Annotated in this window: 22 protein-coding genes; 5 read left to right on the forward strand and 17 right to left on the reverse strand. The window is 65.8% G+C overall.

All coding sequences use genetic code 11. From position 1 onward, the window contains the following. Positions 1-105: 105 nt before the first annotated feature. From LOC57_RS10865 to LOC57_RS10945, 17 genes are all read right to left on the reverse strand, one after another. Positions 106-1,491 (reverse strand): NAD(P)/FAD-dependent oxidoreductase, encoded by a 1,386-nt coding sequence (locus LOC57_RS10865; RefSeq protein ID WP_229959684.1) that lies wholly within the window; start codon positions 1,489-1,491, stop codon positions 106-108. A gap of 69 nt (positions 1,492-1,560) precedes the next feature. Continuing rightward, positions 1,561-2,928 carry a S8 family serine peptidase gene (locus LOC57_RS10870; protein ID WP_229959686.1) on the reverse strand — a complete coding sequence of 456 codons (1,368 nt, stop codon included), beginning with the start codon at positions 2,926-2,928 and terminating at the stop codon, positions 1,561-1,563. Next, complete coding sequence (locus LOC57_RS10875) at positions 2,925-3,902, reverse strand: Ppx/GppA phosphatase family protein (RefSeq protein WP_227914213.1); 978 nt, start codon at positions 3,900-3,902, stop codon at positions 2,925-2,927. The genes LOC57_RS10870 and LOC57_RS10875 overlap by 4 nt, the downstream gene beginning before the upstream one ends. Beyond that, positions 3,899-4,576: a DUF501 domain-containing protein gene (locus LOC57_RS10880; RefSeq protein WP_227914214.1), complete on the reverse strand. Its 678-nt coding sequence runs from the start codon at positions 4,574-4,576 to the stop codon at positions 3,899-3,901. The genes LOC57_RS10875 and LOC57_RS10880 overlap by 4 nt, the downstream gene beginning before the upstream one ends. A 64-nt stretch (positions 4,577-4,640) precedes the next feature. Beyond that, the gene (locus LOC57_RS10885) at positions 4,641-5,390 is read right to left on the reverse strand and encodes an FtsB family cell division protein (protein WP_229959688.1); all 750 of its coding nucleotides are present in this window, start codon (positions 5,388-5,390) and stop codon (positions 4,641-4,643) included. A gap of 177 nt (positions 5,391-5,567) precedes the next feature. Then, on the reverse strand, positions 5,568-6,848 hold the full coding sequence (gene eno / locus LOC57_RS10890; RefSeq protein ID WP_227926928.1) for a phosphopyruvate hydratase: 1,281 nt from the start codon (positions 6,846-6,848) through the stop codon (positions 5,568-5,570). Between the two features lie 146 nt (positions 6,849-6,994). Next, a complete protein-coding gene (locus LOC57_RS10895; protein WP_227914216.1) occupies positions 6,995-7,735 on the reverse strand; it encodes a MazG family protein in 741 nt (246 codons plus the stop codon). Further along, entirely contained in the window at positions 7,728-8,873 is a 1,146-nt protein-coding gene (locus LOC57_RS10900) for an adenosine deaminase (RefSeq protein ID WP_227914217.1), read from the reverse strand. The genes LOC57_RS10895 and LOC57_RS10900 overlap by 8 nt, the downstream gene beginning before the upstream one ends. A 19-nt stretch (positions 8,874-8,892) precedes the next feature. Next, entirely contained in the window at positions 8,893-9,561 is a 669-nt protein-coding gene (locus tag LOC57_RS10905) for a DedA family protein (RefSeq protein ID WP_229960058.1), read from the reverse strand. A 380-nt stretch (positions 9,562-9,941) separates the two neighbouring features. Then, positions 9,942-11,231, reverse strand: a complete 1,290-nt coding sequence (locus tag LOC57_RS10910) for a thymidine phosphorylase (protein WP_229959691.1) — start codon at positions 11,229-11,231, stop codon at positions 9,942-9,944. After that, complete coding sequence (locus LOC57_RS10915; protein ID WP_227926924.1) at positions 11,221-11,646, reverse strand: cytidine deaminase; 426 nt, start codon at positions 11,644-11,646, stop codon at positions 11,221-11,223. The genes LOC57_RS10910 and LOC57_RS10915 overlap by 11 nt, the downstream gene beginning before the upstream one ends. Positions 11,647-11,700: 54 nt before the next feature. Next, positions 11,701-12,987 (reverse strand): ABC transporter permease, encoded by a 1,287-nt coding sequence (locus tag LOC57_RS10920; RefSeq protein WP_227914220.1) that lies wholly within the window; start codon positions 12,985-12,987, stop codon positions 11,701-11,703. After that, positions 12,984-14,345, reverse strand: coding sequence for an ABC transporter permease (locus LOC57_RS10925; RefSeq protein ID WP_442860197.1), 1,362 nt, complete (start codon positions 14,343-14,345; stop codon positions 12,984-12,986). The genes LOC57_RS10920 and LOC57_RS10925 overlap by 4 nt, the downstream gene beginning before the upstream one ends. Continuing rightward, entirely contained in the window at positions 14,342-15,886 is a 1,545-nt protein-coding gene (locus LOC57_RS10930; protein WP_227926923.1) for an ABC transporter ATP-binding protein, read from the reverse strand. The genes LOC57_RS10925 and LOC57_RS10930 overlap by 4 nt, the downstream gene beginning before the upstream one ends. A 171-nt stretch (positions 15,887-16,057) precedes the next feature. Next, complete coding sequence (locus LOC57_RS10935; RefSeq protein WP_442860198.1) at positions 16,058-17,140, reverse strand: BMP family lipoprotein; 1,083 nt, start codon at positions 17,138-17,140, stop codon at positions 16,058-16,060. A gap of 296 nt (positions 17,141-17,436) precedes the next feature. Continuing rightward, positions 17,437-18,591 (reverse strand): amidohydrolase, encoded by a 1,155-nt coding sequence (locus LOC57_RS10940; RefSeq protein ID WP_227914222.1) that lies wholly within the window; start codon positions 18,589-18,591, stop codon positions 17,437-17,439. A 171-nt stretch (positions 18,592-18,762) separates the two neighbouring features. Beyond that, positions 18,763-19,902 carry a mannose-1-phosphate guanylyltransferase gene (locus LOC57_RS10945; protein WP_229959693.1) on the reverse strand — a complete coding sequence of 380 codons (1,140 nt, stop codon included), beginning with the start codon at positions 19,900-19,902 and terminating at the stop codon, positions 18,763-18,765. Positions 19,903-20,142: 240 nt separating this feature from the next. Here LOC57_RS10945 and sdhC point away from each other — a divergent pair, with 240 nt between their 5' ends. From sdhC to LOC57_RS10970, 5 genes are all read left to right on the forward strand, one after another. Next, positions 20,143-20,520, forward strand: coding sequence for a succinate dehydrogenase, cytochrome b556 subunit (gene sdhC / locus LOC57_RS10950; RefSeq protein WP_227914224.1), 378 nt, complete (start codon positions 20,143-20,145; stop codon positions 20,518-20,520). A gap of 5 nt (positions 20,521-20,525) precedes the next feature. Beyond that, positions 20,526-21,005, forward strand: a complete 480-nt coding sequence (locus tag LOC57_RS10955) for a succinate dehydrogenase hydrophobic membrane anchor subunit (RefSeq protein ID WP_227914225.1) — start codon at positions 20,526-20,528, stop codon at positions 21,003-21,005. Positions 21,006-21,063: 58 nt separating this feature from the next. Next, positions 21,064-22,830: a succinate dehydrogenase flavoprotein subunit gene (sdhA, locus tag LOC57_RS10960; protein WP_227914226.1), complete on the forward strand. Its 1,767-nt coding sequence runs from the start codon at positions 21,064-21,066 to the stop codon at positions 22,828-22,830. Next, entirely contained in the window at positions 22,830-23,606 is a 777-nt protein-coding gene (locus LOC57_RS10965) for a succinate dehydrogenase iron-sulfur subunit (protein WP_227914227.1), read from the forward strand. The genes sdhA and LOC57_RS10965 overlap by 1 nt, the downstream gene beginning before the upstream one ends. Before the next feature lie 79 nt (positions 23,607-23,685). Further along, positions 23,686-24,474, forward strand: coding sequence for an alpha/beta hydrolase (locus tag LOC57_RS10970; protein ID WP_227914228.1), 789 nt, complete (start codon positions 23,686-23,688; stop codon positions 24,472-24,474).

The raw sequence follows: 24,474 nt of genomic DNA on the forward strand, positions 1-24,474 counted from the left end.
TTCCCCCCCCACGCTACCTGCCCCGCGCGGGGGGCGGTAAACCCCGCCCGGGGGGCCCCCCCGGGGGGGGGCCCGCCGCTGCGGTTTATGAAGTGACGCGGAAAGCTAGGCCTTCACTGCCGGCTTCTTGGCCGGAGTTGCTGCTTCCTCGAAGCTCCGGCGCGGGTGCTTGAGGTTGCGCAGGTCGGTCACATCGCGGCCGTAGGCCACGTTCAGCAGCCAGCCCGAGACCACACGGAACTTGCGCTCGAACATCGGCATGGCCAGGCCGTGGTAGCCGCGGTGGGCCAGCCAGGCCGGGAAGCCCTTCATGCCGAAGCCCATGATGTTGGCAACGCCCTTGTACTGGCCAAGGCCGGCAACGGCACCCAGGCTCTTGTGGTTGTATTCCTCGACGCTGCCGACGCCGTAACGGGCGGCCATGATGTTCTTGGCCAGCAGCTTGGCCTGGCGGACGGCGTGCTGTGCGTTCGGGACGCAGAAGCCGCCAACACCGCCGCCGGAGAGATCGGGGACGGCGGAGACGTCGCCGGCAGCCCAGGCGCCGTCGATGGGTCCGTTGTCACCGGTGATGCGCAGTTCGGCGTTGGCGCGGATACGGCCGCGCTCGTCGATCGGGAAGTCGGTGGCGCGCACCATCGGGTTGGCCTGCACACCGGCGGTCCAGATCAGGGTGTCCGTACCGAATTCGCCGGCCGGGGACTTGTCAGCCATGTTGATGAGCTTCAGGACGCCGTCCTCGGCGGAAGCCAGGGAGGTGTTCAGCAGCACCTCGATGCCGCGCTCACGCATGCTGGATACAACCCACTCGGCCTGGTCCGGCTTGACCTCGGGCATAACGCGGCCCATGGCCTCGATCATGACGAAACGGAGGTCTTCGCGGCGGAGCCGGTCGTTGAGGCGGACCGCGTCGCGGGCCATGTCTTCGATCTCGGTCAGGGTTTCGATACCGGCAAAGCCGCCGCCGACGACGACAAAGGTCAGGGCGCGTGTGCGCTCCGGGCCGACGGGCATCAGGGAGGCGGTTTCAATGCGCTCCAGCACGTGGTTGCGGGTACCGACGGCTTCTTCGATGCTCTTCATGCCGATGCCGGCCTGCGCGAGGCCCGGGATCGGGAAGGTGCGGGTAATGGAGCCTGCGGCCAGGACAACGTCCTGGTAGGGCAGCTCAAACGGTTCACTGCCGTCGCCGGGCTCTACCGTGGCGGTGCGGGCAGCATGGTTGATGGAAGTGACCTTGCCGGTGATCAGCTCGGTGCTCTTCAGGTGCATGCGGTGGGATACAACGGCGTCGCGGGCCTCAATGGTGCCGGCGGCGACTTCGGGAAGGAACGGCTGGTACGTCATGTACGGAAGCGGATCCACTACCGTAACAATGCCGCCCTGGGCCTTGACCTTCTTCTGGAGGTCTTTGGCTACGTACAGACCGACGTAACCACCGCCGACCACCAGAACGCGGGGACGATCAGAAAACTGCTTGTTCGATGCCATACGCCAATCCTACCCGAGTTTGTGAAAGTCTTCACGAACTATTTGACAAACGGCACATCGGGTTTTTCGCTAGCTCACACCAACTTCATCAAGGGAACCGGATTCGGTGGCTTCGCCCGCTTCGGAACGTGCTTGCCGGCGCCGGACAATGGCAACGTGTACGGTTCCGGCGAGGAGCACCGCGAGCAGCAGCCCGCTGAATCCCAGCACTACGGCGGCGGGCAGTGAACTGTTTTCGGCCGGAGGTGCGGCCGCGGCCGGAACAGTCGGTTCAGGCAGGTCCGGCACGGTGGGGGCAGGAATGTCTGCGGTGCCCGGCGACACGTCCGCCACCCGGCGGTGGACCCGGATCCATTCAGCGATGGTGCCCAGGGGGTTGACGGAAACCGAGGGTACTTCGGCATTCAGCGCGGCGTTGGCGTCCAGGATGCCGTAGCCGTAGATGGTGTCGGTGCCCGGCGCTCCTGCGTCCCGGGCAGTCCTGACAATCCGGTTTACGACGTCGGCCGCGCTCATCTCGGGATGGGCGGACCGGATCAGTGCCGCAACACCGGCAACCAGCGGAGCCGCTCCGGAGGTGCCCTCCCAGTCGGCATACCGCGCAGTGCCTTCGGGCAGCCCGCCGATCAGTTTCTCGGCCGGAGCGGCCACGCCGATGCTGATGCCTTCGGAGGAGGAATCCCAACTGGCCTCGCCCTGCCGGTTCAGGCCGGCAACGGTCAGGACACCGGGGATGGTGGCCGGAGCCCCCACCTGGACCATGCCCACACCGCGGTTACCGGCAGCCGCAACCACTACGACGTCGTGCTGTTCGGCATACAGGAACGCGTTGTCCCAGCTTTCCGGCCAGGCAGTTGAGGTACTGCCCAGGGACATGTTGATCACCTTGGCACCGTTGTCTACGGCCCAGCGGACAGCGTTGGGGATTTGCGTGTCGATGGGGACGCCGCCGGGATTGGTGCCTCCGATCCAAGCGGAAACCGCAAGGAGCTCGGCTTCCGGTGCCACGCCGATGATGCCTTCGGTGCGTTCCTTCTTTTCGCCCTCTTTGGCTTCGCCTGGCTTCTCGTGTCCCCGCCCCGCCAGCAGCGTCGCCACCAGGGTGCCGTGCTCGGGCGTGGTGCCCAGGCCCTTGGCGCCCTTGGGGTCGCCGGCTCCGGAAACATCGGTTCCGCCTGCAACGGCTCCGGCAAGGTCCGGATGGCTGGCGTCCACGCCCGTGTCGATGACGGCTACCTTGACGCCGGCGCCCTTGGTGGTCTTCCAGGCCTCGGTGATGCCGTAGTCGTTAAGCCAGTACTGCTTGTCCCGCCACTCATCGGCCTGTGCGGCGGGGGCGGCCAGGAGCGGGAGCGCCACGGCGGCCACGAGCACGGCGGCCGCGGTCCGAAGGCGGGCGGCTTTGCGTCGGCCGGTGGCCCCAGCTGCGGCGCTCACCCGGCGACGCTCAGGGCGATGCCGTCAAGGATGTCGTGTTCGCTGGCGAACGCCGAAGATACCCGGCCGTCCGTCAGTTCTTCAACGCGGTCCACAATGGTGCGCCAGATCAGGGCACCGGCCCCGATGACGTCGACCCGGCCGGGGTGCATGTACGGAAGGCCGGTACGTGCGGCGCGGTCCCGGTGCAGCAGCGCATCCGCCGTGCGGTCGATTTCTTCCCTGCTGAGCTCTGTGCCGTGGATGGCTTCGGGCGCGTACTCCGCCAGGTCCAGCGCTGCGGCGGTGACGGTGGTGATGGTCCCGGCCACACCCACCAGCCGGTCGGTTTCGGCCAGCGGGACGGTTGCCTGCGCGGAAGCGATCATGTCCAGGATCTCGGCCCGCGCACCGGCGATTTCCGCTTCAGTAGGCGGGTCGGAAAGCAGGTAGCGTTCGGTGAACCGCACGCAGCCCATGTTGGTGCTCTTGGCCGCCAGGACACCGGTGCTGTCGCCGAGCACAAACTCGGTGCTGCCGCCGCCCAGGTCCACCACGAGTGTCTTGGCGCCGTTGCTGCCGGCAAAAACGCTGGCGGCACCGGTGTAGGAGAGCTCGGCTTCCTCGTCGCCGCTGATGACTTCCGGTTCCACGCCGAGCCGCTCCCGGATGCCGTCCACGAATTCCTGCCGGTTTTCAGCGTCGCGGCTGGCTGAGGTGGCTACAAAACGGATCCGGGCAGCACCGTGCTCGCGGATGAGTGCGGCGTATTCGTCTGCCGCGGCGAACGTGCGTTCCAGCGCTTCGGGGGCCAGCCGGCCGGTGGCGTCCACCCCCTGTCCCAGACGGTTCACACGCATCAGGCGCACGACGTCGGTAAGCCGGGCCGCGCCGTCGGCGTCCCGGGTGATGTCCGCGATCAGCAGGCGGATGGAATTGGTGCCGCAGTCAACGGCGGCAACCCGCACACTCCCGGTGGTGTTCTGGTCGCTCACAGTTCTCCCTCGTTCGTTGCGGCTTCTTCCGCTGCCCCGCCGCCCAGCCGGCGGGCCGCTTTTTTGCTTTCCAGCTCTTCCGGGCTCAGGCCCTGCGTCTTGGTGTGACGGCTCAGGTCCCGGGCCGGAGCCGCTCCTGCAGTGTCCCAAGCACCTTCGCAGTAGCACCGGTCAGCTGTCCACCATTCGGAAATGGCGGCCAGCGCCTCATCGCCCAGCGGGTTCACGCCGGGCCCGGCGGCCAGGGAGTGCCCCACCAGCACGTGCAGGCACTTGACCCGGGTGGGCATCCCGCCGGCGGAAACCCCGTCGATTTCCGGCACCGGTCCGGTGCCCGTGCGTTCGCCGATTTCGTTGCGCACCTGCAGGTAGTGCTCGTGCGCGCGGCGGTAGCGCTGTGCAAGCTCGGGATCGTCTTCGAGCCGGCGGGTCATGTCCGTCATCAGGCCCGCAGCTTCGAGCCGGGAGACGGCGGCGGTGATCACCGGGTGCGTGAGGTAGTACGTGGTGGGGAAGGGAATGCCGTTGCTCAGCCGCGGCGCGGTGGTGGCCACCAGGGGGTTGCCGCAGACGCAGCGGGCACCGATCTCGACGACGTCGCGCACCGGCCGGCCGAGCTGCCTGCTCAGCGTTTCCAGGTCTTCCTGGGTGGGGGCGAGCTGGTCCTGCGTCATGCTCAGAAGTTCCTTCCGTGGGGGCCGCGACGGGCCCCGGGCTGCTGTTCTATCAGCCTCCAGATTACTGTGCCGTGGCCGATCTCTTGACCGAGTCCCACAGCGAATCGACCCACTGGAGGTCTTCAGGCTCCTCCTCGGCCGCTTTCGCTTCAGCTTCCTCCACGCCGTTTTCGCCCTTGACCAGGTACCGCTTCTCCCCCGGCATCACCAGGAAAATCCGGTTCCTCGCCTGCTGCTTGATGTAGGCCGGGTCTTCCCAGCGGCCCAGCTGGACTTCCAGTTCCGACTGCTTTTCCTGGGCCTGGGCAATTTCGGCCCTGGCTGCGGCGATGTCTGAACGCTGCTGCAGATAGGTGCGGACCGAGGGAGCCAGCAGCACGGTGATGGCCACCATGACCATGGCCAGCACCAGCAACCGGCCGGAGAAGGCCTTGGCCGGGACCGGCCGCAGCTCTTCGTCGGCGGCAACCGGCGCCGCGTTTTTCTCCTTCTGCACGTCCCCGGCCTGACGGCGGATCGCTCCGGAGAGCTGGGAACGCGCGGCGGCCCGGGCATCTGACGCGGAGGGCTTGCGCTGGTGCGTTGCAGGTTTGGCGGCGGGTTTCGAGGCGGCGGGCTTGGCGGCGGCGGGTTTCGAGGCGGCAGGCTTGGCGGCAGCGGGTTTCGAGGCGACAGCCTTCGCGGCAGCGGGTTTCGAGCCGGCAGCCTTCGCGGCGGCAGGTTTGGCTGAAGACTTTGCAGGAGCAGGTTTCGCTCCGGCGGTCCGGACGGGGGCCGGGGGCCTGGGCACCTGGGGGCGTCGCGTTGACATGCGTTCTGAGTCCTTGGAGTATGTCGATGCTGCGGATCCTGCGCCAGCATAAAAAACCGGCCCGGAAACCACCGCGGGCGGGTTCCTCCTTCGAGGGTACCCACCCGCAGTGTCCGGGCCGTCCACGCAACGCCTGCAGGCCCGGAATCGGGTCTTCAGGCGGCTGGTGCGCAGCTGCTAGCCGTTGAAGCGCGGGAAAGCGCTGCGGCCTGCATAGCGTGCGGCGTCGTCGAGCTCTTCTTCGATGCGCAGCAGCTGGTTGTACTTGGCCACACGCTCGGAGCGGGCCGGAGCGCCGGTCTTGATCTGCCCGGCGTTGGTGGCGACGCAGATGTCGGCGATGGTGGTGTCTTCCGTCTCACCCGAGCGGTGCGAGGTGATGGTGGTGTAACCGGCACGCTGGGCCATGGTGATGGCATCCAGGGTCTCGGTCAGGGTACCGATCTGGTTGACCTTCACCAGCAGCGAGTTTGCCGCGTTGTTCTTGATGCCGGTTTCCAGGCGGGCGGGGTTGGTGACGAAGAGGTCGTCACCAACAATCTGCACCTTGTCGCCGATGGAAGCGGTCAGGGTCTTCCAGCCGTCCCAGTCTTCCTCGTCGAGCGGATCCTCAATGGAGACCAGCGGGTAGTCGCGGACCAGTTCCTCGTAGTACGCGGACATCTCGGCCGCGGTCTTGTTCTGCCCCTCGAAGAGGTAAGCGCCGTCCTTGAAGAACTCGGAGGCTGCCACGTCCAGTGCCAAGGCGATGTCGGTGCCCGGTACGTAGCCGGCGCGCTGGATCGCTTCGATGATCAGGTCCAGTGCAGCGCGGTTGGAGGGCAGGTTCGGCGCAAAGCCGCCTTCGTCGCCCAGGCCGGTGGAGAGGTTCTTTTCCTTCAGCACGGACTTGAGGTTGTGGTAGACCTCCACGCCCCAGCGCAGGCCCTCGGAGTAGGTCTGCGCGCCCAGGGGAACAATCATGAATTCCTGGATGTCGACGTCGGAGTCGGCGTGCGAGCCGCCGTTGAGGATGTTCATCAGCGGGACGGGCAGGATGTGCGCGTTGGGGCCGCCGAGGTAGCGGTACAGCGGCAGGGCAGCGGATTCGGCGGCGGCACGGGCCACGGCCAGGGAGACGCCGAGGATGGCGTTGGCGCCGAGCCCGGACTTGTTCTCGGTGCCGTCCAGGTCAATCATGGCCTGGTCGATGGCACGCTGGTCGGCGGCGTCGAAGCCCAGCAGGGCCGGCTGGATCTGCTCGATCACGGCTTCGACGGCCTGCAGCACGCCCTTGCCCTGGTAGCGGTTCTTCTCACCGTCGCGGCGTTCGTTGGCTTCGAAGGCACCCGTGGAGGCACCGGAGGGTACCGCGGCGCGGCCGAAGGTGTCGTCGTCGAGCAGCACCTCCACCTCAACGGTGGGGTTGCCGCGGGAATCGAGGATTTCGCGGGCGTGGATGGCATCGATGATGGCCATTGAATTGCTCCTGTTCATTGGAACGATTGGGGAGAAAACCGCGGTGCTGCGTGGGCAGCACGCCGCAGTGTCTGTCTCTTAGCCTAATAGAATCGCGGCCCCGGGTAAGGCCCGGCAGGCCAATATGCCCCAACCAGTGTCCCGGATCAGCCCGAAATCTCCCCGTCAGCAGTTGTTTCGGCGCCCGTTTCGAGGCCGGCTTCAGCGCCGGTGCTGGCGGTGGTGTAGCGCCGCACTGCGGCCCGCAGCGCAGCCTCGGCGTCCAGCCCCTGCTCGGAAGCCCGGCGCACCAGTGAGAGCAGCGCGTCGCCCAGCGCGGCGTCGTCGGAGAATCCTTCTCCAGTGCCGGACGGCGGCAGGGGCAGTCCCGCACGGCGGGCCCGCGAGAGGGTTTTTGCGGCCAGCACCAGGGCGGGCAAGCCGGCCGGAATGCCCTCGAAAGCCGAGCTGCGGTCCGGGGTTTCGGCCTTTTTCACATCGTCCCAGGCCTGTTCAATGGCGGCCAGCGACGGCTGCCCGCCGGTGTCGGGCAGGACGCTGCCGTCAGCCGCGAACACGTGCGGGTTGCGGCGGATCATCTTGGCGGTGAGCCCGTCCACCACGTCGGCCACGGAGAAGCTGCCGGTTTCCTGCTGCAGGCGCGCGTGCAGCATCACCTGCAGCAGCACATCCCCCAGTTCCCCGCGCAGTTCGGCGGCCCGGACGGGACCTGCGGTTCCGCCTTCCACCGCCTCAATGAGCTCGTAGGTTTCCTCCACGAGGTATTCCAGCAGCGACTCGTGCGTCAGTTCCCGGGTCCAGGGGCAACGCTCACGCAGGGCGGCGATGACCCCGGCGAGGCGGGTGAACCGCTCGCCGAGGTCATCGGGAAGGGGAAGTTCAGCCACGGGCGCGGTTGAAACCCTCGGTGACGTAGGCGGACAGCGCGGCGCGTTCATCCAGCGGCAGGAAGGCAGCGTTGACGGCGTTCATGGTCAGTTCCAGGATGTCATCCAGGTCGTACTCGAATGTCTCCATCAGCAGCTCGAACTCGCCGGTCAGCGTGACCGAACTCATCAGCCGGTTGTCCGTGTTGACCGTGACGGCGAAGCCCGTCTGGTACAGCAGGTCGATGGGGTGGGTTTCAATGTCCTCGCCGAAGGAAGCCACCGCACCTGTCTGCAGGTTCGAGGACGGGCATACTTCCAGGGCAATGCCGCGGTCCCGGACCCAGGAAGCCACCCGGCCCATGCTGACCAGGCCAACCTCGGGCTCTTCGGGGGAACCGGCGTCGGTGTCGAATTCCACGTCAATGTCTTCAGCGATCCGCACGCCGTGGCCCAGCCGCAGGGCGCGGCCGTGCACCAGTGCATCCACAATGCTCTCTATGCCGGCCGCCTCGCCTGCGTGCACGGTGATGGGGAACTGGTGTTCGGCCAGGAACGTGAATGCGTCCTTGAAACGTGAGGGGCCGAAGCCGTCCTCGGGACCGGCAATGTCGAAGCCCACGGCCCCCGAGTCGCGGTGCCGCAGCGCCAGTTCGGCAATTTCCATGGCCCGGTCGGCATGCCGCATGGCGGTGATCAGTTGCCCGACCTGGATGAAGCTGCCTGCTTGCTCAGCGTTGGCGACGGCCTCGTCGATTCCGGCCTGCACGGCCTCCACGGCGTCGTCAAGGCTCAGGCCGCCCTGCACATGCTGTTCCGGCGCCCACCGCACTTCGGCGTAAACCACGCCGTCGGCCACCAGGTCCTCGACGAATTCGCGGGCCACGCGGGAGAGCCCGTCGCGCGTCTGCATCACGGCAATGGTGTGGTCGAAGGTTTCCAGGTAACGCGGCAGCGAGCCGGAATCGGCTGCGGCACGGAACCATTCGCCCAGCTCGGCGGGGTCGGTGGCCGGCAGTGCGTGGCCGACGGCGGCGGCGAGTTCCACAATGGTGGCCGGACGGAGTCCGCCGTCCAAGTGGTCATGCAGCGACACCTTCGGCAGGCTGCGGACGTCGAGGCGGGAAGGGTTGGCAGGAGGATTTGTAGGCTCAGTCACACGGTCACTCTACGGGGTTTCAGGCGGCCTTCTGCGTCTTTTCGTCTTCTCCCGCGGCGGAGAAGCCGTCCTTGCCGGGAGGGACGGCAGCCGGGGCCTTGCCTCGGACCATGCTGATGAGCCGGTCCACAATCAGGCCCAGGACCAGCGCCCCGCAGACCCCTACGACGACGCCCAGCAGGTGGTGTTCGTCGAACCATGCACCCGCGATGGCTCCAATGGCGACGCTGTAGGCGGCCCATACAACACCCGAAATGCCGGTCAACGTCACGAAGCGGCGCCGAGGGAATCCGGTGGCGCCGGCAGTGAGGTTAACTACTACCCGGCCTACGGGGATGAAGCGTGCCACGAGGATCAGGGACACGGAGCGCTTGTCCAGCTCGTATCGGGCCCAGGCGAAGGACTTCCGCATTTTGGGCCGGCGCATCCAGCCGAAGCGTTCGGTGCCGATCCAGCGTCCAATCAGGTACGCCAGGTTGTCCCCCAGGAAAGCGCCCAGCGCCGCTGCCGGGATGACCAGCCAGATGTTCGCCCCGGCACCGCCGGCGGCCAGCGAGGCCAGTGCCACCACCAGGGATTCGCTGGGCACCGGCGGGAAAAACCCGTCGATCAGGCAACACGCGAAAAGCCCCACATAGACCCATGGCGACCCCGCAGAGGAGAGGATGAAGGCGTTGATGTTATCCACCGTGGCACTAAAAATCTCCAACAGTTGCCGCTCCTTGGGTTGACTGTCCGGCGTCCCTTACAAGCATGCCACGGACGCACCAGTGCCCGCGGCGAACCGCCGCGGGCACTGTTAGAGGCTGGAACTGGTGAGACGCGGGCCCCGGAGGGCCCGGAGGAAGGCCGGCCCACGCGGGGTCCGGAGGAAGGCCGGCCCACGCGGGGTCCGGAGGAAGGCCGGCCCACGCGGGGTCCGGAAGAAGGCGGGCCCACGCGGGGCCCGGAGGAAGGCGGCTTTAATATTTTCTGCGAGCTCTGCGAGCAGGAAATTTCGTTGCCGCCGTTCCGGGCCCCGCGAGGTCCCCGCGAGGGCCCCACAGGGCCCCACAGGGCCCGGGGAAACTAGCTGATCCGGTCCAGGATCAGCTTGCGCGCCGGGCGGGAGCCTTCCGGCGCAATAACGACGGCGTCCGCCAGCGCTTCCTTAGCCCGGTCGAACTTCTCCGGAGTGTCGGTCAGCAGCGTCATCAGCGGCTCGCCGGCACGGACCACAGCACCGGGCTTGGCGTGCATCACCACGCCGGCACCGGCCTGGACCACGTCTTCCTTTCGTGCCCGGCCTGCGCCCAGCCGCCACGCGGCTACGCCAACGGAGAGCGCGTCCAGTTCCACCAGCACGCCGTCGGCCGGAGCGTAGACGGTCTCGGATTCCTTCGCGACGGGCAGCTTCGCATCCGGATCCCCGCCCTGGGCGCTGATCATCTTCCGCCAGACGTCCATGGCCCGGCCGTCGCGCAGTGCGGCGGCGGGATCGGCGTCGTGCACTCCGGCGGCACTGAGCATCTCCTCGGCGAGGCGGATGGTCAGTTCCACCACATCCTCCGGGCCCCCGCCGGCCAGGACGTCCACGGACTCCTGAACCTCAATGGCGTTTCCGGCTGTGAGGCCCAGCGGCGTGGACATGTCGGTGAGCAGGGCCACCGTGTTGACCCCGGCGTCCTTGCCCAGGGCCACCATGGTCTCGGCCAGTTCGCGGGCCATGGCTTCGTCCTTCATAAAGGCGCCCGAGCCCACCTTGACGTCCAGCACCAGCGAGTCGGTGCCTTCGGCGATCTTCTTGCTCATGATCGAGGATGCAATCAGCGGAATGGCTTCCACGGTTCCGGTGACATCGCGCAGTGAGTAGAGCTTCTTGTCCGCAGGGGCCAGGCCGGCACCGGCAGCGCAGATGACGGCGCCGACGTCGCGCAGCTGGTTCATCAGGGCGCCGTTGCTCAGCGATGCCTGCCAGCCGGGGATCGCTTCGAGCTTGTCCAGCGTGCCGCCGGTGTGGCCCAGGCCGCGGCCGGAGAGCTGCGGAACGGCCACGCCGAACACGGCAACCAGCGGCGCCAGCGGAAGGGTGATCTTGTCCCCCACGCCGCCGGTGGAGTGCTTATCGGCGGTGGGCTTGCCCAGGGAGGAGAAGTCCATCCGTTCCCCGGAGGCGATCATGGCCGCGGTCCAGCGGAAAATCTCTTCCCGGTTCATGCCGTTGAGCAGGATCGCCATGTTCAGCGCGGCCATCTGCTCATCGGCAATGGCTCCGCGGGTGTACGCGTCAATGGTCCAGTCGATCTGTTCGGCTGAAAGCACCCCGCGGTCCCGTTTGGTGCGAATGATATCTACGGCGTCGAAGTTGCTACTGTTCATGCTGGCCTCCCAGGTGCTGCGGTCCAAAAGCATCCGGCAGGACTTCGTCCATGCTGCGGATGCCGCTTACTGTCATCAGTGCCATGCCCGGCGCCCGGAATTCATAGAGCAGCTGCCGGCACCGTCCGCAGGGCATCAGTACCGCCCCGGAGCCGTCAACGCAGGCAAACGCCGTAAGGCGTCCTCCCCCGGTCATGCGCAGCTGGCTGATCAAGGAACATTCCGCACACAGGGTCAGCCCGTACGAGGCATTTTCAACATTGCAGCCGGAAACAATCCGGCCGTCGTCGGTAAGCGCAGCAGCGCCCACCGGGTATTGGGAGTAGGGCACGTAGGCATGGGCCAGCGCCGCACGGGCGGCATCCAGCAGCGCATCCCAGTTCACGTCCGTGCCCAGGGGTTCTTCAGTGGTCATAACAGGTCCTAGCTAGTGGCGGGCGGCCCGCAGACCGCCCGCCTCTTTTGTTTCTTATTCCTTGACGTACGGCACGCCGCTGGCCGCGGGTGCCCGGGACTTGCCCACCACACCGGCCACGGCGAAGATCGTCACCACGTAGGGCAGCATGGCCAGGAACTGGTTGGGAACCGAGGTCCCCAGCAGGCTCAGGACGTACTGCAGGTTGGTGGCGAAGCCGAACAGCAGGGCGGCCAGCAGGGCGCCGAGCGGGTTCCAGCGGCCCAGGATGAGGGCGGCCAGCGCAATGTAGCCCTGCCCGCCGGTCATATCGCGGTTGAAGGCGGAGACCGAGACCAGGGTGAAGAAGGCGCCACCGACGCCGGCGACCACTCCGGCCAGCAGCACGTTCAGGAAGCGCGTGCGGTTCACGTTGACACCCAGGGTGTCAGCCGCCTTGGGGTGCTCCCCGACGGCCCGGGTCCGCAGGCCCCACTTGGAGTGGAACAGACCGAAGTAGACAGCGGCCAGGGCGATGTACATGAGGTAGCCGACGATCGACTGGTTGAACAGGATCGGCCCGATGATCGGAATATCCGCCAGCAGCGGGATCCGGATGGGCGGCAGCGACGGCGGGCTGTTCCACTTGGCCGCGTCCGAGGACAGCAGCGTGGAGAACAGGAAGCCCGTGAGGCCCGAAACGAGCACGTTGAGCACCACGCCCACAATGACCTGGTTGACCAGGTACTTGATGCTGAACACTGCCAGCACCAGCGATACCAGGGCACCGGCCACGGCAGCGGCGAAGAGCCCCACGAAGGCACTGCCGGAGAGTGATCCCGCCACGGCGGCAGCGAAGGCGCCGAAGAGCAACTGGCCTTCAATGGCAATGTTCACCACGCCGGAGCGTTCGCACAGCACGCCGGAGAGCGAACCGAAGATCAGCGGGATGGACAGGGCGAAGGAGCCTGCGAGCAGGCCGTACAGGGCAACGTTGGGGGTGTCTGCACTGCCCACCACCCAGGTCAGGAAGCCGATGACGAAAGCCAGGCCGAAGACGGCGACCAGCCATACCGGCACCCGGTCTCCGCGGCGGGTGAGCATAAAGGCCCATGCAGCGGCGGCGATCATCACTACGGCCGTAAGCCAGCCCACCAGGGGCGCGGAAACCACCACCGAGGGGAGCACGATGGCTTCCCCTGGATCGGAAAGCCGGAACGTCACGTCAGTGGACGGAGCGCCGAGGGCGAAGACGGCCAGTCCCAGCAGCGCCAGGACAATCAGGATGATGGGGGTCTTCCAGCTGCGGACGGTTGCGACGGCAGCCGTCCCGGGGGCCGGGAGCGTTGTTGCGGTACTCATGCTGCGCCTCCGGCGGACTCGGTTTTGGGGGTCATGCGCTTGCCGGAGGTCTTGAACGCTCCGGGTGCGGGGATGCGGAACAGGGACCGTACCAGCGGCGGGGCCGCAATGAACAGGACGATCAGGGACTGCACCACCAGGACAATGTCGATGCTGGTTCCGGTGTTGGTCTGCATGTTCACGCCGCCGGCCCGGAAGGCGCCGAACAGCACGCCGGCTGCGAAGGTTCCCCAGGGGCTGGAGCGGCCCAGCAGGGCAACGGTGATGGCATCAAAGCCGAAGCTGGCGGCGACGCCGGAGGTCAGTACCTTCTCGGTGCCGGAAACCTGTGCCACGCCGGCCAGGCCGGAGAGTGCACCGGCAATGAGCATCACAATGATGTAGCCCTTGGTGGTGCTGATGCCGGCGTTGCGGGCAGCAGACGGATTGGCGCCCACAGCCTTGAGCTCAAAGCCCACCGTGGAGCGGTTCATCAGCCACCAGATGAACACGGTGGCCAGGACAGCCAGGACAAAACCCCAGTGCAGGCGGAACCCGGCACCCAGCAGCGGCGGGAACATGGCGTTCTTATCCAGCTGGGGGCTGATCGGGTTAGAGGAGCCGGGGCGCTGGAAAGCGGGCGTGCTGAGCAGGAACAGCACCAGGTTGATTGCCACGTAGTTGAGCATGATGGTGACGATCACTTCGTGTGCGCCGGTTTTGGCCTTCAGTGCACCGGCGATACCGGCCCAGATGGCCCCGCCGAGCATACCGGCCACAATGACCAGCAGCAGGTGCAGGCCAACGGGCAGGTGGAAGGTGAACCCCACCCAGGCGGCCATGGCCGCGCCGATGAGGATCTGACCCTGCGCACCGATGTTGAACAGGCCCGTCCGGAAAGCGACGGCGACGCCGAGTCCGGCCAGGATCAGCGGTGTTGCCACGGTGAGGGTCTGGGTGAGCGGGTAGAAGAACCGGGCTGTTGTTTCTGCCTCGAAGTTCAGGACCGAGCCCTGGAACAGGGCAACATAGGCGCCCGAGGCAGCCGACCAGGCCGCCGCAAGCAGGTCCGTGGGCCGGGAGAAGAAGTACGACGCCGCGGCGCCCACTTCCTCATCGGTGGCGGCAATCAGGATGCCGCCCACCACCAGTGCCAGCAGCACGGACAGAACCGAGACCACGGCATGGGAGGACAGCACCCGCCGCAGGGTCGACTGCTGCGCTGCGCCGTCGTCGCCCCGCGGGGACTTCGCCGGGACGGTGGGTGGTGTTGCCGCCGTGGCGGGTGTGTCCGCCGCCGCTTCGAGCCGGGCGGACACGGCAGCGTCTGTGCTGCTGCCTCCCGGCGGGTCCTGCGTGGTGGAATCCTCCGGGCTCACTGGGCCCCTCCCTTGGAATCTGTGTGGTGCGCTGTTGCTTCTTCCGCGTCCATGCCGGCCATCATCAGGCCCAGCACGTCACGCGAGGTGTTGGCGGGGACAATGCCCATCAGCCGTCCGCCGTAGAGCACGGCAATCCGGTCCGCCAGTTCAAGGACTTCATCTAGTTCGGTGGACACGATCAGCACCGGTGTGCCGACGTCGCGCTCGGAAATGATACGGCGGTGCAGGAACTCGATGGATCCCACATCCACGCCGCGGGTCGGCTGGGAGGCGATGAAAAGCTGCAGCGGGCGGGACAGTTCCCGCGCCATCACGACCTTCTGCTGGTTGCCGCCCGAAAGCGTACCGGCTGCCGCATCCGCAGACTGCGTGCGGATGTCGAACTCGGTGATCTTTTCGGCCGCGTTCTGCTCGATCACGGCCGGACGCAGGGACAGCCCGCGTGCAAAGGGCTCCGAATCGTAACGGTTCAGGATCAGGTTCTCGGCCACGGAGAAGGTTCCCACCAAGCCGTCCACGTTGCGGTCTTCGGGCACAAACCCGACGCCGGCGCTGATGATGTCGCGGGTTTTGCGTCCCACCAGTTCCTCACCGTTGAGGCGGATGGAACCCGAGACGTGTTCCTGCAGACCCATGATCGCTTCGGTCAGTTCGGTCTGGCCGTTGCCCTGGACGCCGGCCAAGGCAAGGATCTCGCCCCGCCGGATGCCGAAGCTGACCGAGTCCAGTACCGCGGGTCCGCTGGCGGAAGCAACCGTAAGGTTGTCCACCACAAAGGTTTCCTCGCCGGGCTTGGCCGCTTCCTTGTTCAGGTTCAGGCTCACGGACCGGCCGACCATCAAGGACGCCAGTTCGGTGGTGGAAGCGGTGGGTTCGGCGGAGCCGACCACCTTGCCGCGGCGGATCACCGTAATGACGTCGGATACTGCCTTCACTTCGCGAAGCTTGTGCGAAATAAAGACGACAGACTTTCCGTCTTCGGTCAGCTGGCGCATGATGCCGAGCAGTTCGTCCGTTTCACGCGGCGTCAGTACCGCCGTCGGTTCATCCAGGATCAGGACCCGGGCCTCGCGGATCAGTGCCTTGATGATTTCCACCCGCTGCTGCACACCTACGGGCAGGTCCTCCACCACGGCATCGGGATCAACGTCGAACCCGTACTGGTTGGAGATTTCACGGATGCGGCGCCGGGTCTGTTCAAGGTTCAGCATGCCGGCGAACGTGGTCTTTTCGTCGCCGAGGGCCACGTTTTCCGCCACGGTGAAGACGGGCACCAGCATAAAGTGCTGGTGCACCATCCCGATGCCCGCGGCCATGGCGTCACCGGGACCGTTGAAGGTGACGGGGCGGCCGTCCACCAGGATTTCACCCTCGGTGGGCTCGTACAGGCCGTACAGCACGTTCATCAGTGTTGACTTGCCCGCACCGTTTTCGCCGAGCAGGCTGTGGACCTGCCCCGGTTCGACCACCAAATCAATGTGGTCATTGGCGACCAGCGCGCCGAAACGCTTGGTGATGCCCTTGAGTTCGAGTTTCAAAACCCCAACCAATCTGTTTTTGGGTAAATAAAGGGGAACACTACCGAAAACAGCACAAACGCCGTCTTCCCGGCAATGCAATTCTGCCGGGAAGACGGCGGTCGTTTTGGTGCATTCGGAGCTTCCAGTATCCGGACAACGGCCCGAATGCTGGTAATACCGGTCGCGTTGTTACTTCGGGCTCGAAGCGGACTCGACCTTGATTTCGCCGGAGATGATCTTGGCCTGGATGTCTTCGACGGCCTTCTTGACGTCGTCCGGAACGCTGGCTTCCTGATCGTGGAACGGAGCCAGTGCGACACCGCCGTTTTCGAGGGTGCCCACGTACGGGCTGTTGTCGAACTCGCCCTTGACGTCGCTGTTCACGACGTCTTCCACGGCCTCGCCCATCAGCTTCATCACGGAGGTGAGGATAACTTCCTTGCCCGTGGTGACGGACTCGTAGCCATCGGAGTCAACCCATACAACCTTGGCGTCCTTGCCGGCGGCGTTGGCTGCCACGACGGCGTCAATGGTGCCGGCGCCAACCGGACCGGCGACGGGCATGATGACGTCGGCGCCTTCGTTCAGGAAGTTCTGCGTGGTGGTCTTGCCCGCGGAGACGTCGTCGAAGCCGCCCGTGAAGGAATCCATGCCGAGAAGCTGGACGTCCTTGCCGTTCTGCTCGTTGTAGTACTCCACGCCCTGCTCGAAGCCCTCCATGAAGATGGTCACGGTGGGGATGTCCAGGCCGCCGTACGTGGCGACCTTTCCGGTCTGGGAGGTGCCTGCGGCAACGTAGCCGGCCAGGAACGCGGCCTGGGCCGTGTCGTAGATGATCGGCTTGACGTTGTCAGCCTCGATGGACTGGTCATCGACAATGGCGAAGTGGCTGTCCGGGTTGGCGGCAGCTGCTTCCTTGGTGGCATCAGCGAGCAGGAAGCCCACGGTAACCGTGATGTCGCAGTTGGCCTGGATCATGCTGTCCAGGTTCGGGGTGAAGTCGGTCTCGGACTGGGACTCGGCGGTCTTGACCTCGATGTCCAGGTCTTCCTTGGCCTTCATGATGCCGTTGTAGGTGGACTCGTTGAACGAGTTGTCATCGAATCCGCCGGAGTCGGAAACCATGCAGCCCAGGAAATCGGTAGCCCCGTCGGCGGAACCGCCTTCTTCTTCGGGGGCCGCGCCGCAGCCGGAGAGCAGAAGCGCCGAAACGCCGAGCATGGCGGCACTGACGCCTGCGTTGCGCTTAAAGCTGCGCGGGAAATTCTTCAATGTTCCTCCAGAAAGAAATGGGTATCACCCTCAAGAAGGCAGCCGGCGCTTCTCCCGGCCCCCGGCGGGGAAGGAACGCACCGGTGCCCGGTGTGGTGCAGCGCTCCGTCCATCGTTGGACCGCAGCAAGACAACCATAATGTGTCCCAGACGACACTCAGCGCAATTCGGGCGCTGGCGGCAGATTGTTTACATGTTGTTATCAAATGACGGCGCCCGGCACGGGAAGGACTGATATTGTCCTCCCGGCCGGGCGTACTCATGTGCCGGTGCCGGCGCTCATGCCGGCGCAGCGGCTAGTGCCGCAGACCGCGCGCTGCCCTCAGCGCAGCGGCGGCCATCACGCTGACCCCGCAGCTGACGGCGCGTTCATCGGGGTTGTAGTCTCCGCGGTGCAGGTCGAAGGTTTCCCCGCCCGGGGCGCGGGTTCCCAGCCGCATCAGCGCGCCGGGCACCGCCTGGGTCATCCAGGCGAAGTCCTCCCCGCCCATGGACTGGGGTGCCAGGACCACGGCGTCCTCCCCCAGTTCGGTGCGGGCGGCTGCCTCGATCAGGCTGATCTCGGCGTCGGCGTTGATGACCGGAGGCACGCCGCGGGTATGCTCCAGGGCCACGTCCACCCCGTACGGTGCCGCGACCTCCCGTACCACCTTGTCCAGCAGTTCACCGGCGGCATACCAGGCCTCGGCGTCCAGGCACCGCATGGTGCCGGCCATGAAACCGTGGCCGGGGATGGCGTTGGGGGCGGACCCGGCGTGCATCTGGCCCCACACCACCGACACCCCGCTGCGCACGTCAATGCGGCGGGACAACACGGCGGGAACGCTCACGGCAATCTCTGCCAGCGCAAAGACCAGGTCCTCGGTCAGGTGCGGACGGGAGGTGTGCCCGCCCCGCCCGCTGAGTTCAATCCGGATGGTGTCGGACGCGGAGGTGATGGCACCGATCCGCGTGCCCACCTGGCCAACGTCGACCCGGGGGTCGCAGTGCAGGGCCAGGACGCGGGGCACGCCGTCGAGGACGCCCTGCTCGATCACGGAGAGCGCGCCGCCGGGCATCACTTCCTCTGCCGGCTGGAAGATGACGCGCACCCTGCCGCCCAGCTCTCCCGCGGCGTCGAACTTCGCGAGCACCCGGGCAGCTCCGAGCATGACAGTGGTGTGGATGTCGTGGCCGCAGGCGTGGGCAATGCCGGTGTTCAGTGAGGAATACGGCAGCCCCGTTTCCTCCAGGACCGGCAGGGCGTCTATGTCGGCTCGCAGGGCGAGGCGGAGGGGTCCGTCACCGATGTCCACCACGACGCCGGTGCCTTCGAGCCGCTTTGCTGCCAGCCCTGCGTTTTCGAGGGCTTCCACTATCCGGTCCGTGGTCCGGAACTCTTTGTGGGACAGCTCGGGATGGGAGTGGAGGTCCCGCCGGAACTCGATCAACTCGCCCAGGAGCGGAGCCACGCTTCCCCGTATGGAGGGGACTGGTGAATTGCTCAGTGGGATAGTCTGCACAACCTCTAGGTTAGCCAATTCCGGGCCCAAAACCGGAATGTGCACGCCCGTAAACGTCGTCACATGACCAGGTCTTGCCGGGCCGCCTGGACGCCGCCCGCTTACCGGAACGGAAAGGCCCTACAGGACGTCGGTGTCGCCGCTGGCCTTCAGGTGCTCCACGGCCTTCTTGACTTCCTGGGCGTGCTCCTTGGTGGTGACCAGCAGGGCATCGGGGGTGTCCACAATGACCACGTCCTCGATGCCGATCAGCGCGATCACCCGCTTGGTATCCGAAACCACAATGCCGGAGGCGTTCTCAGAGTAGACGCGGGCCCCCTCGCCCATCACCGTGAGATCGCTGTTTTCCTCGGCGGGATTAAGCCGGCCGATGGCCGCGAAGTCCCCCACGTCATCCCAGCTGAAGGCGCCGGGAATCATGGCGACATCCCCGGCCGCGGCGGCCGGTTCGGCCACGGCGTAGTCGATGGCGATCTTGGGCAGGGTGGGCCAGATCCGGCGCACCACTTCCCGGCGCCGGGTGGTGTCCCACGCCTCGGCAATTTCCATCAGTCCCGTGTAGAGGACCGGCTCGTTGGCTTCAAGGTGCTTGAGCATCAGGTCCACCGGGGCTACGAACATCCCCGCATTCCAGCTGTAGCTGCCGCTGTCCAGATAGGTCTGCGCGACGTCGGCGGAGGGCTTTTCCACGAATTCCACCACTGAGGCGGCGCTGGGCGCCCCGGCCACCTTAAGCGGCTCGCCTGCGCGGATGTAGCCGAACCCGGTGGAGGGATGGGTGGGCTGGATGCCGATGGTGACAATGTATCCCTGTGCGGCCGTGTGCACGGCTTCCCGGACGGCTTCCTGGAAAATGTCGACGGGGGCAATCACCTGGTCGGCGGCAAAGGAGCCCATGATGATCTGCGGGTCCCGCTTATAGAGGATGGCCGCTGCCAGGCCGATGGCTGCGGCGGAATCCTTGGGCTCGAGTTCGAGCACGAGGTTCTTATTGGCAATTTCCGGCAGCTGCTGCCGCACGGCCTGCCGGTGCAGGGCACCGGTGACGACCATGACCCGGTCCCCGCTGAGCGGACGCAGGCGGTCATAGGTGGCACGGATCAGGGTGGACCCGGAACCGGTGAGGTCGTGGAGGAACTTCGGCGCAGCAGCCCGGGACAGGGGCCACAGCCGCGTTCCCACGCCGCCGGCCGGGATGACCCCGTAGAAACGGTCAAGGACGGCGGACTCGGAGGTGGCGGGTGCCTTTTGCTTACTCATCACTGCCCAGATTAGCGGAGCGGACGCCGCACGTCCCGGAAGCGGCACGGTTTGGGCCCTATTGCGTACACCTCTTAATGCCGCCGGGCAATGTAATAAGGGTCACACCAAAGGGCATCCTAAATTGAAACGCCGGTCACGCACGCCTAGATTATGGTAGAGCTTATAGCGCTGTCGCACCGGCGTCATCACTGCGTGGAAGACGCGCTAACGCCGCTGCGATGCAGGGAGGAAAATTCAGTGTCGAAGTTACCAGCAGGCACTCTCTACCGTGGCCGCGAGGGCCAATGGTCGTGGGTAGCCCACCGCATCACTGGCGTGGTGATCTTCTTCTTCCTTTTGGTCCATGTTCTGGATACCTCATTGGTGCGAGTTTCGCCCGAGGCCTACGACTTGGTGATCGGTGCCTACAAGAACCCGATAATGGGCCTCGGTGAGCTTGGGCTCGTCGCCGCCATCGTGTTCCACGCCTTCAACGGTGTACGCGTTGTCCTGATCGACTTCTGGAAGAAGGGGCCCAAGTACCAGCGTCAGATGCTGTGGGCCGTAGTCGCTCTTTGGGCCGTGACGCTCATCGGCTTCTCCATTCGCCACATTCCCAACGTCTTCGGGGGTTAGCACCAATGACTACTTCAACCAACGAAGCCCACGCCCTCGAAGCACCCCGCTCGGGACGCATCGCCCCCCGGTACACCCGGAACGGTTCCAGCCGCGGCAACTTTGAAATGTTCGCCTGGCTGTTTATGCGTGTATCCGGCGTCCTGCTGGTGGTGCTGATTTTCACCCACCTGTTCATGAACCTGGTGGCCGGCGACGGCATCCACGCCGTTGACTTCGGTTTTGTGGCCGGCAAGTGGGCCAGCCCCCTGTGGCAGGTCTGGGATCTGGTCATGCTGTGGCTGGCAATGCTGCACGGCTCCAACGGCGTCCGCACCATCATCAACGACTACGCGGACAAGAAGGCCACGCGGATGTGGCTCAAGGGCGTGCTGTACGTGGCGACCTTCGTCATCATCCTGCTGGGCACCCTGGTGATCTTCACCTTCGATCCCTGCCTCGACGGCGCCACGGCTGAGATCCTGGCGGAGCACTGCTCCGTCTAACGGCAATACCGCGGCAGTCCAAGAGTTTTTAGCAGTTTCAACAGAAAGAGCATCTGGTATGCAGGTCCACAAGTACGACGTCGTCATTGTCGGCGCCGGCGGCGCCGGTATGCGTGCCGCCATTGAATCCGGTCAGCGCGCACGGACGGCGGTACTGACCAAGCTGTACCCCACCCGCTCCCACACAGGCGCGGCGCAGGGCGGCATGTGCGCGGCACTGGCCAATGTCGAGGAAGACAACTGGGAGTGGCACACCTTCGACACCGTCAAGGGCGGTGACTACCTGGTGGACCAGGATGCAGCCGAGGTGATGGCGAAGGAAGCCATCGACGCCGTGCTGGACCTGGAGAAGATGGGCCTCCCCTTCAACCGGACGCCCGAAGGACGCATTGACCAGCGGCGCTTCGGCGGACACACCCGCGACCACGGCAAGGCCCCGGTCCGCCGTGCCTGCTACGCGGCAGACCGCACCGGCCACATGATCCTGCAGACGCTGTACCAAAACTGCGTCAAGCACAACGTTGAGTTCTACAACGAGTACTACGTGCTGGACCTGATCATGGTGACGGAGCCGGACGGCCAGAAGCGCGTTTCCGGCGTCATCTCCTATGACCTGGCTACCGGCGAGCTGCACATCTTCCAGGCCAAGTCCGTGGTCTTCGCCTCCGGCGGAGCCGGCAAGGTCTTCAAGACCACCTCCAACGCCCACACCCTGACCGGTGACGGCATGGGCATCGCGTTCCGCCGCGGCATCCCCCTGGAGGACATGGAGTTCATCCAGTTCCACCCGACCGGCCTGGCCGGGCTGGGCATCCTGCTTTCCGAAGCAGCCCGCGGCGAGGGTGCCATCCTGCGCAACTCCGAGGGTGAGCGCTTCATGGAGCGCTACGCCCCCACCATCAAGGACCTGGCGCCGCGTGACATTGTCGCCCGTTCCATGGCCAACGAGGTGCGCGAGGGCCGCGGCTGCGGTCCGAACAAGGACTACGTCCTGCTGGACCTGACCCACCTGGAACCGGCGCACATTGATGCCAAGCTTCCGGACATCACCGAGTTTGCCCGCACCTATCTTGGCGTGGAGCCGTACACGGAGCCGGTTCCCGTCTTCCCCACGGCCCACTACGTGATGGGTGGCATCCCCACCAACATCAAGGGCGAGGTCCTCCAGGACAACGACACCGTAATCCCCGGCCTGTACGCCGCCGGCGAGGTGGCCTGCGTGTCCGTGCACGGCTCCAACCGCCTCGGAACCAACTCCCTGCTGGACATCAACGTCTTCGGCAAGCGTGCGGGCATCTACGCCGCTGAATACGCCCAGACCGCGGACTTCGTTGACCTGCCGGAAAACCCGGAGGCCGACACGGTGGCCCTGCTGGACCACGTTCGCAACTCCGAAGGCACCGAGCGCGTTTCAGAAATCCGCCGGGACCTGCAGAACACCATGGACATGAACATGCAGGTGTTCCGCACCGCTGACACCATTGAAAAGGTGCTGACGGACATCGCTTCCTTCGAGGAGCGGTACCAGAAGATCAGCGTCCAGGACAAGGGCAAGCGCTTCAACCTCGACCTCCTTGAGGCCGTGGAGCTGGGCTTCCTCCTGGAACTGGCAAAGGTCATGAGCGTAGCCGCCCTGCACCGCACCGAATCCCGCGGCGGACACTTCCGCGAGGACTTCCCGGAGCGCGACGACGAGAACTTCATGAAGCATTCAATGGCCTACAAGGTTGACGAAGCCGAAAATGCCGAGCACACCGCCGGCATCCGGCTGGACACCAAACCGGTCATTTTCACGCGCTACGAGCCGATGGTGAGGAAGTACTAATGACAACGGAAATCGCCGAGCCGGCCTCCAAGGTGGAGCTCCCCGAGTCGATCGGCGGAGAAATCCCCTCCTTCGAGATCACCCTGAAGGTCCGCCGCTACAACCCCGAGGTTTCCGACGAAGCCTACTGGGACGAGTGGAAGCTGACCATGTACGGGACTGACCGCGTGCTGGACGCCCTGCACAAGGTCAAGTGGGAGCACGACGGTTCGGTTTCGTTCCGCCGCTCCTGCGCCCATGGCGTATGCGGCTCCGATGCCATGCGCATCAACGGCCGCAACCGCCTGGCCTGCAAGACCCTGCTGAAGGACCTGGACACGTCCAAGCCCATCCTCGTTGAGCCCATCAAGGGCCTGCCGGTGGAGAAGGACCTGATCGTGGACATGGAGCCGTTCTTCCAGTCCTACCGCGAGATCATGCCGTTCCTGGTCACCAAGGGTCACGAACCGACCAAGGAACGCCTGCAGTCCGCCGAGGACCGCGAGCGTTTCGACGACACCACCAAGTGCATCCTGTGCGCCGCGTGCACCTCGTCCTGCCCGGTCTTCTGGACCGACGGCCAGTACTTCGGACCGGCCGCGATTGTCAACGCGCACCGCTTCATCTTCGATTCCCGCGATGACGCCGGTGACATGCGCCTGGAGATCCTGAACGACAAGGAAGGCGTGTGGCGCTGCCGCACCACCTTCAACTGCTCGGAAGCCTGCCCCCGCGGCATCCAGGTCACCAAGGCCATTTCAGAGGTCAAGCAGGCCATCCTGGCCCGCTCGCTCTAACCGGTCCTGCGCCCAAGGCGCCCGCCGGCGGTTTCCCCGCCGACGGGCGCCTTTTGCGTCCCTATGTAAAGTTGGAAGAATGCTTTCCCAGTCCAAGCCAACATTTGAAAAAGTCTCCTTCCCCGGCGTGAACGGGACCACCCTTGCCGGCACGCTGGATGTGCCCGACGGCGGTGCCCGCGCCTGGGCGGTCTTCTGCCACGGGTTTACCCTCGGGAAGAACAGTGCTGCCGCTTCCCGCATCTCCAAGGCACTGGCCGGACGCGGTATTGGCGTGCTGCGTTACGACGCCGCCGGCCTGGGCGGGTCCACCGGCAACTGGGAGGACGGCAGTTTCAGCACCAAGGTTGCGGACGTCCGCAGCGCGGCGGAGTTCATGGCGGCCTCCGGCCGTCCTGTTTCCCTGCTGATTGGCCATTCGCTGGGCGGAGCGGCCGTCCTGGCGGCGGCCGGGCAGATCCCCGGGCTGAAGGCGGTGGCGACCATTGCGGCGCCCTTCCGGCCCGACCACGTGGTCCACATGTTCGAGGAGGAGCTGGACGAGATCGTGGAGCAGGGCTCGGCGTCCGTGGACCTGGGCGGCGGGGAGCTGGAAATCCGCCGGCACCTGGTCGAGGACCTGCGCAAACACGAACTCACGGACAGTATCCGCGAACTGCATCTGCCGCTGCTGGTGATGCACTCCCCCACGGACAACACGGTCGGGATCGACAACGCCAGCGAGATTTTCTCGACCGCGCGCCACCCCCGCAATTTCATCTCGCTGGAGGGCAGCGACCATTTGATGGTGGAACGGGCACAGACCAGCCGTGCGGCGGCCATCATCGCCGCCTGGGCCGGTATCTACCTCGGCCTGGACGAGTCCTAG

Source organism: Arthrobacter sp. zg-Y750, from assembly GCF_020907365.1.
Taxonomy (GTDB): Bacteria; Actinomycetota; Actinomycetes; order Actinomycetales; family Micrococcaceae; genus Arthrobacter_B.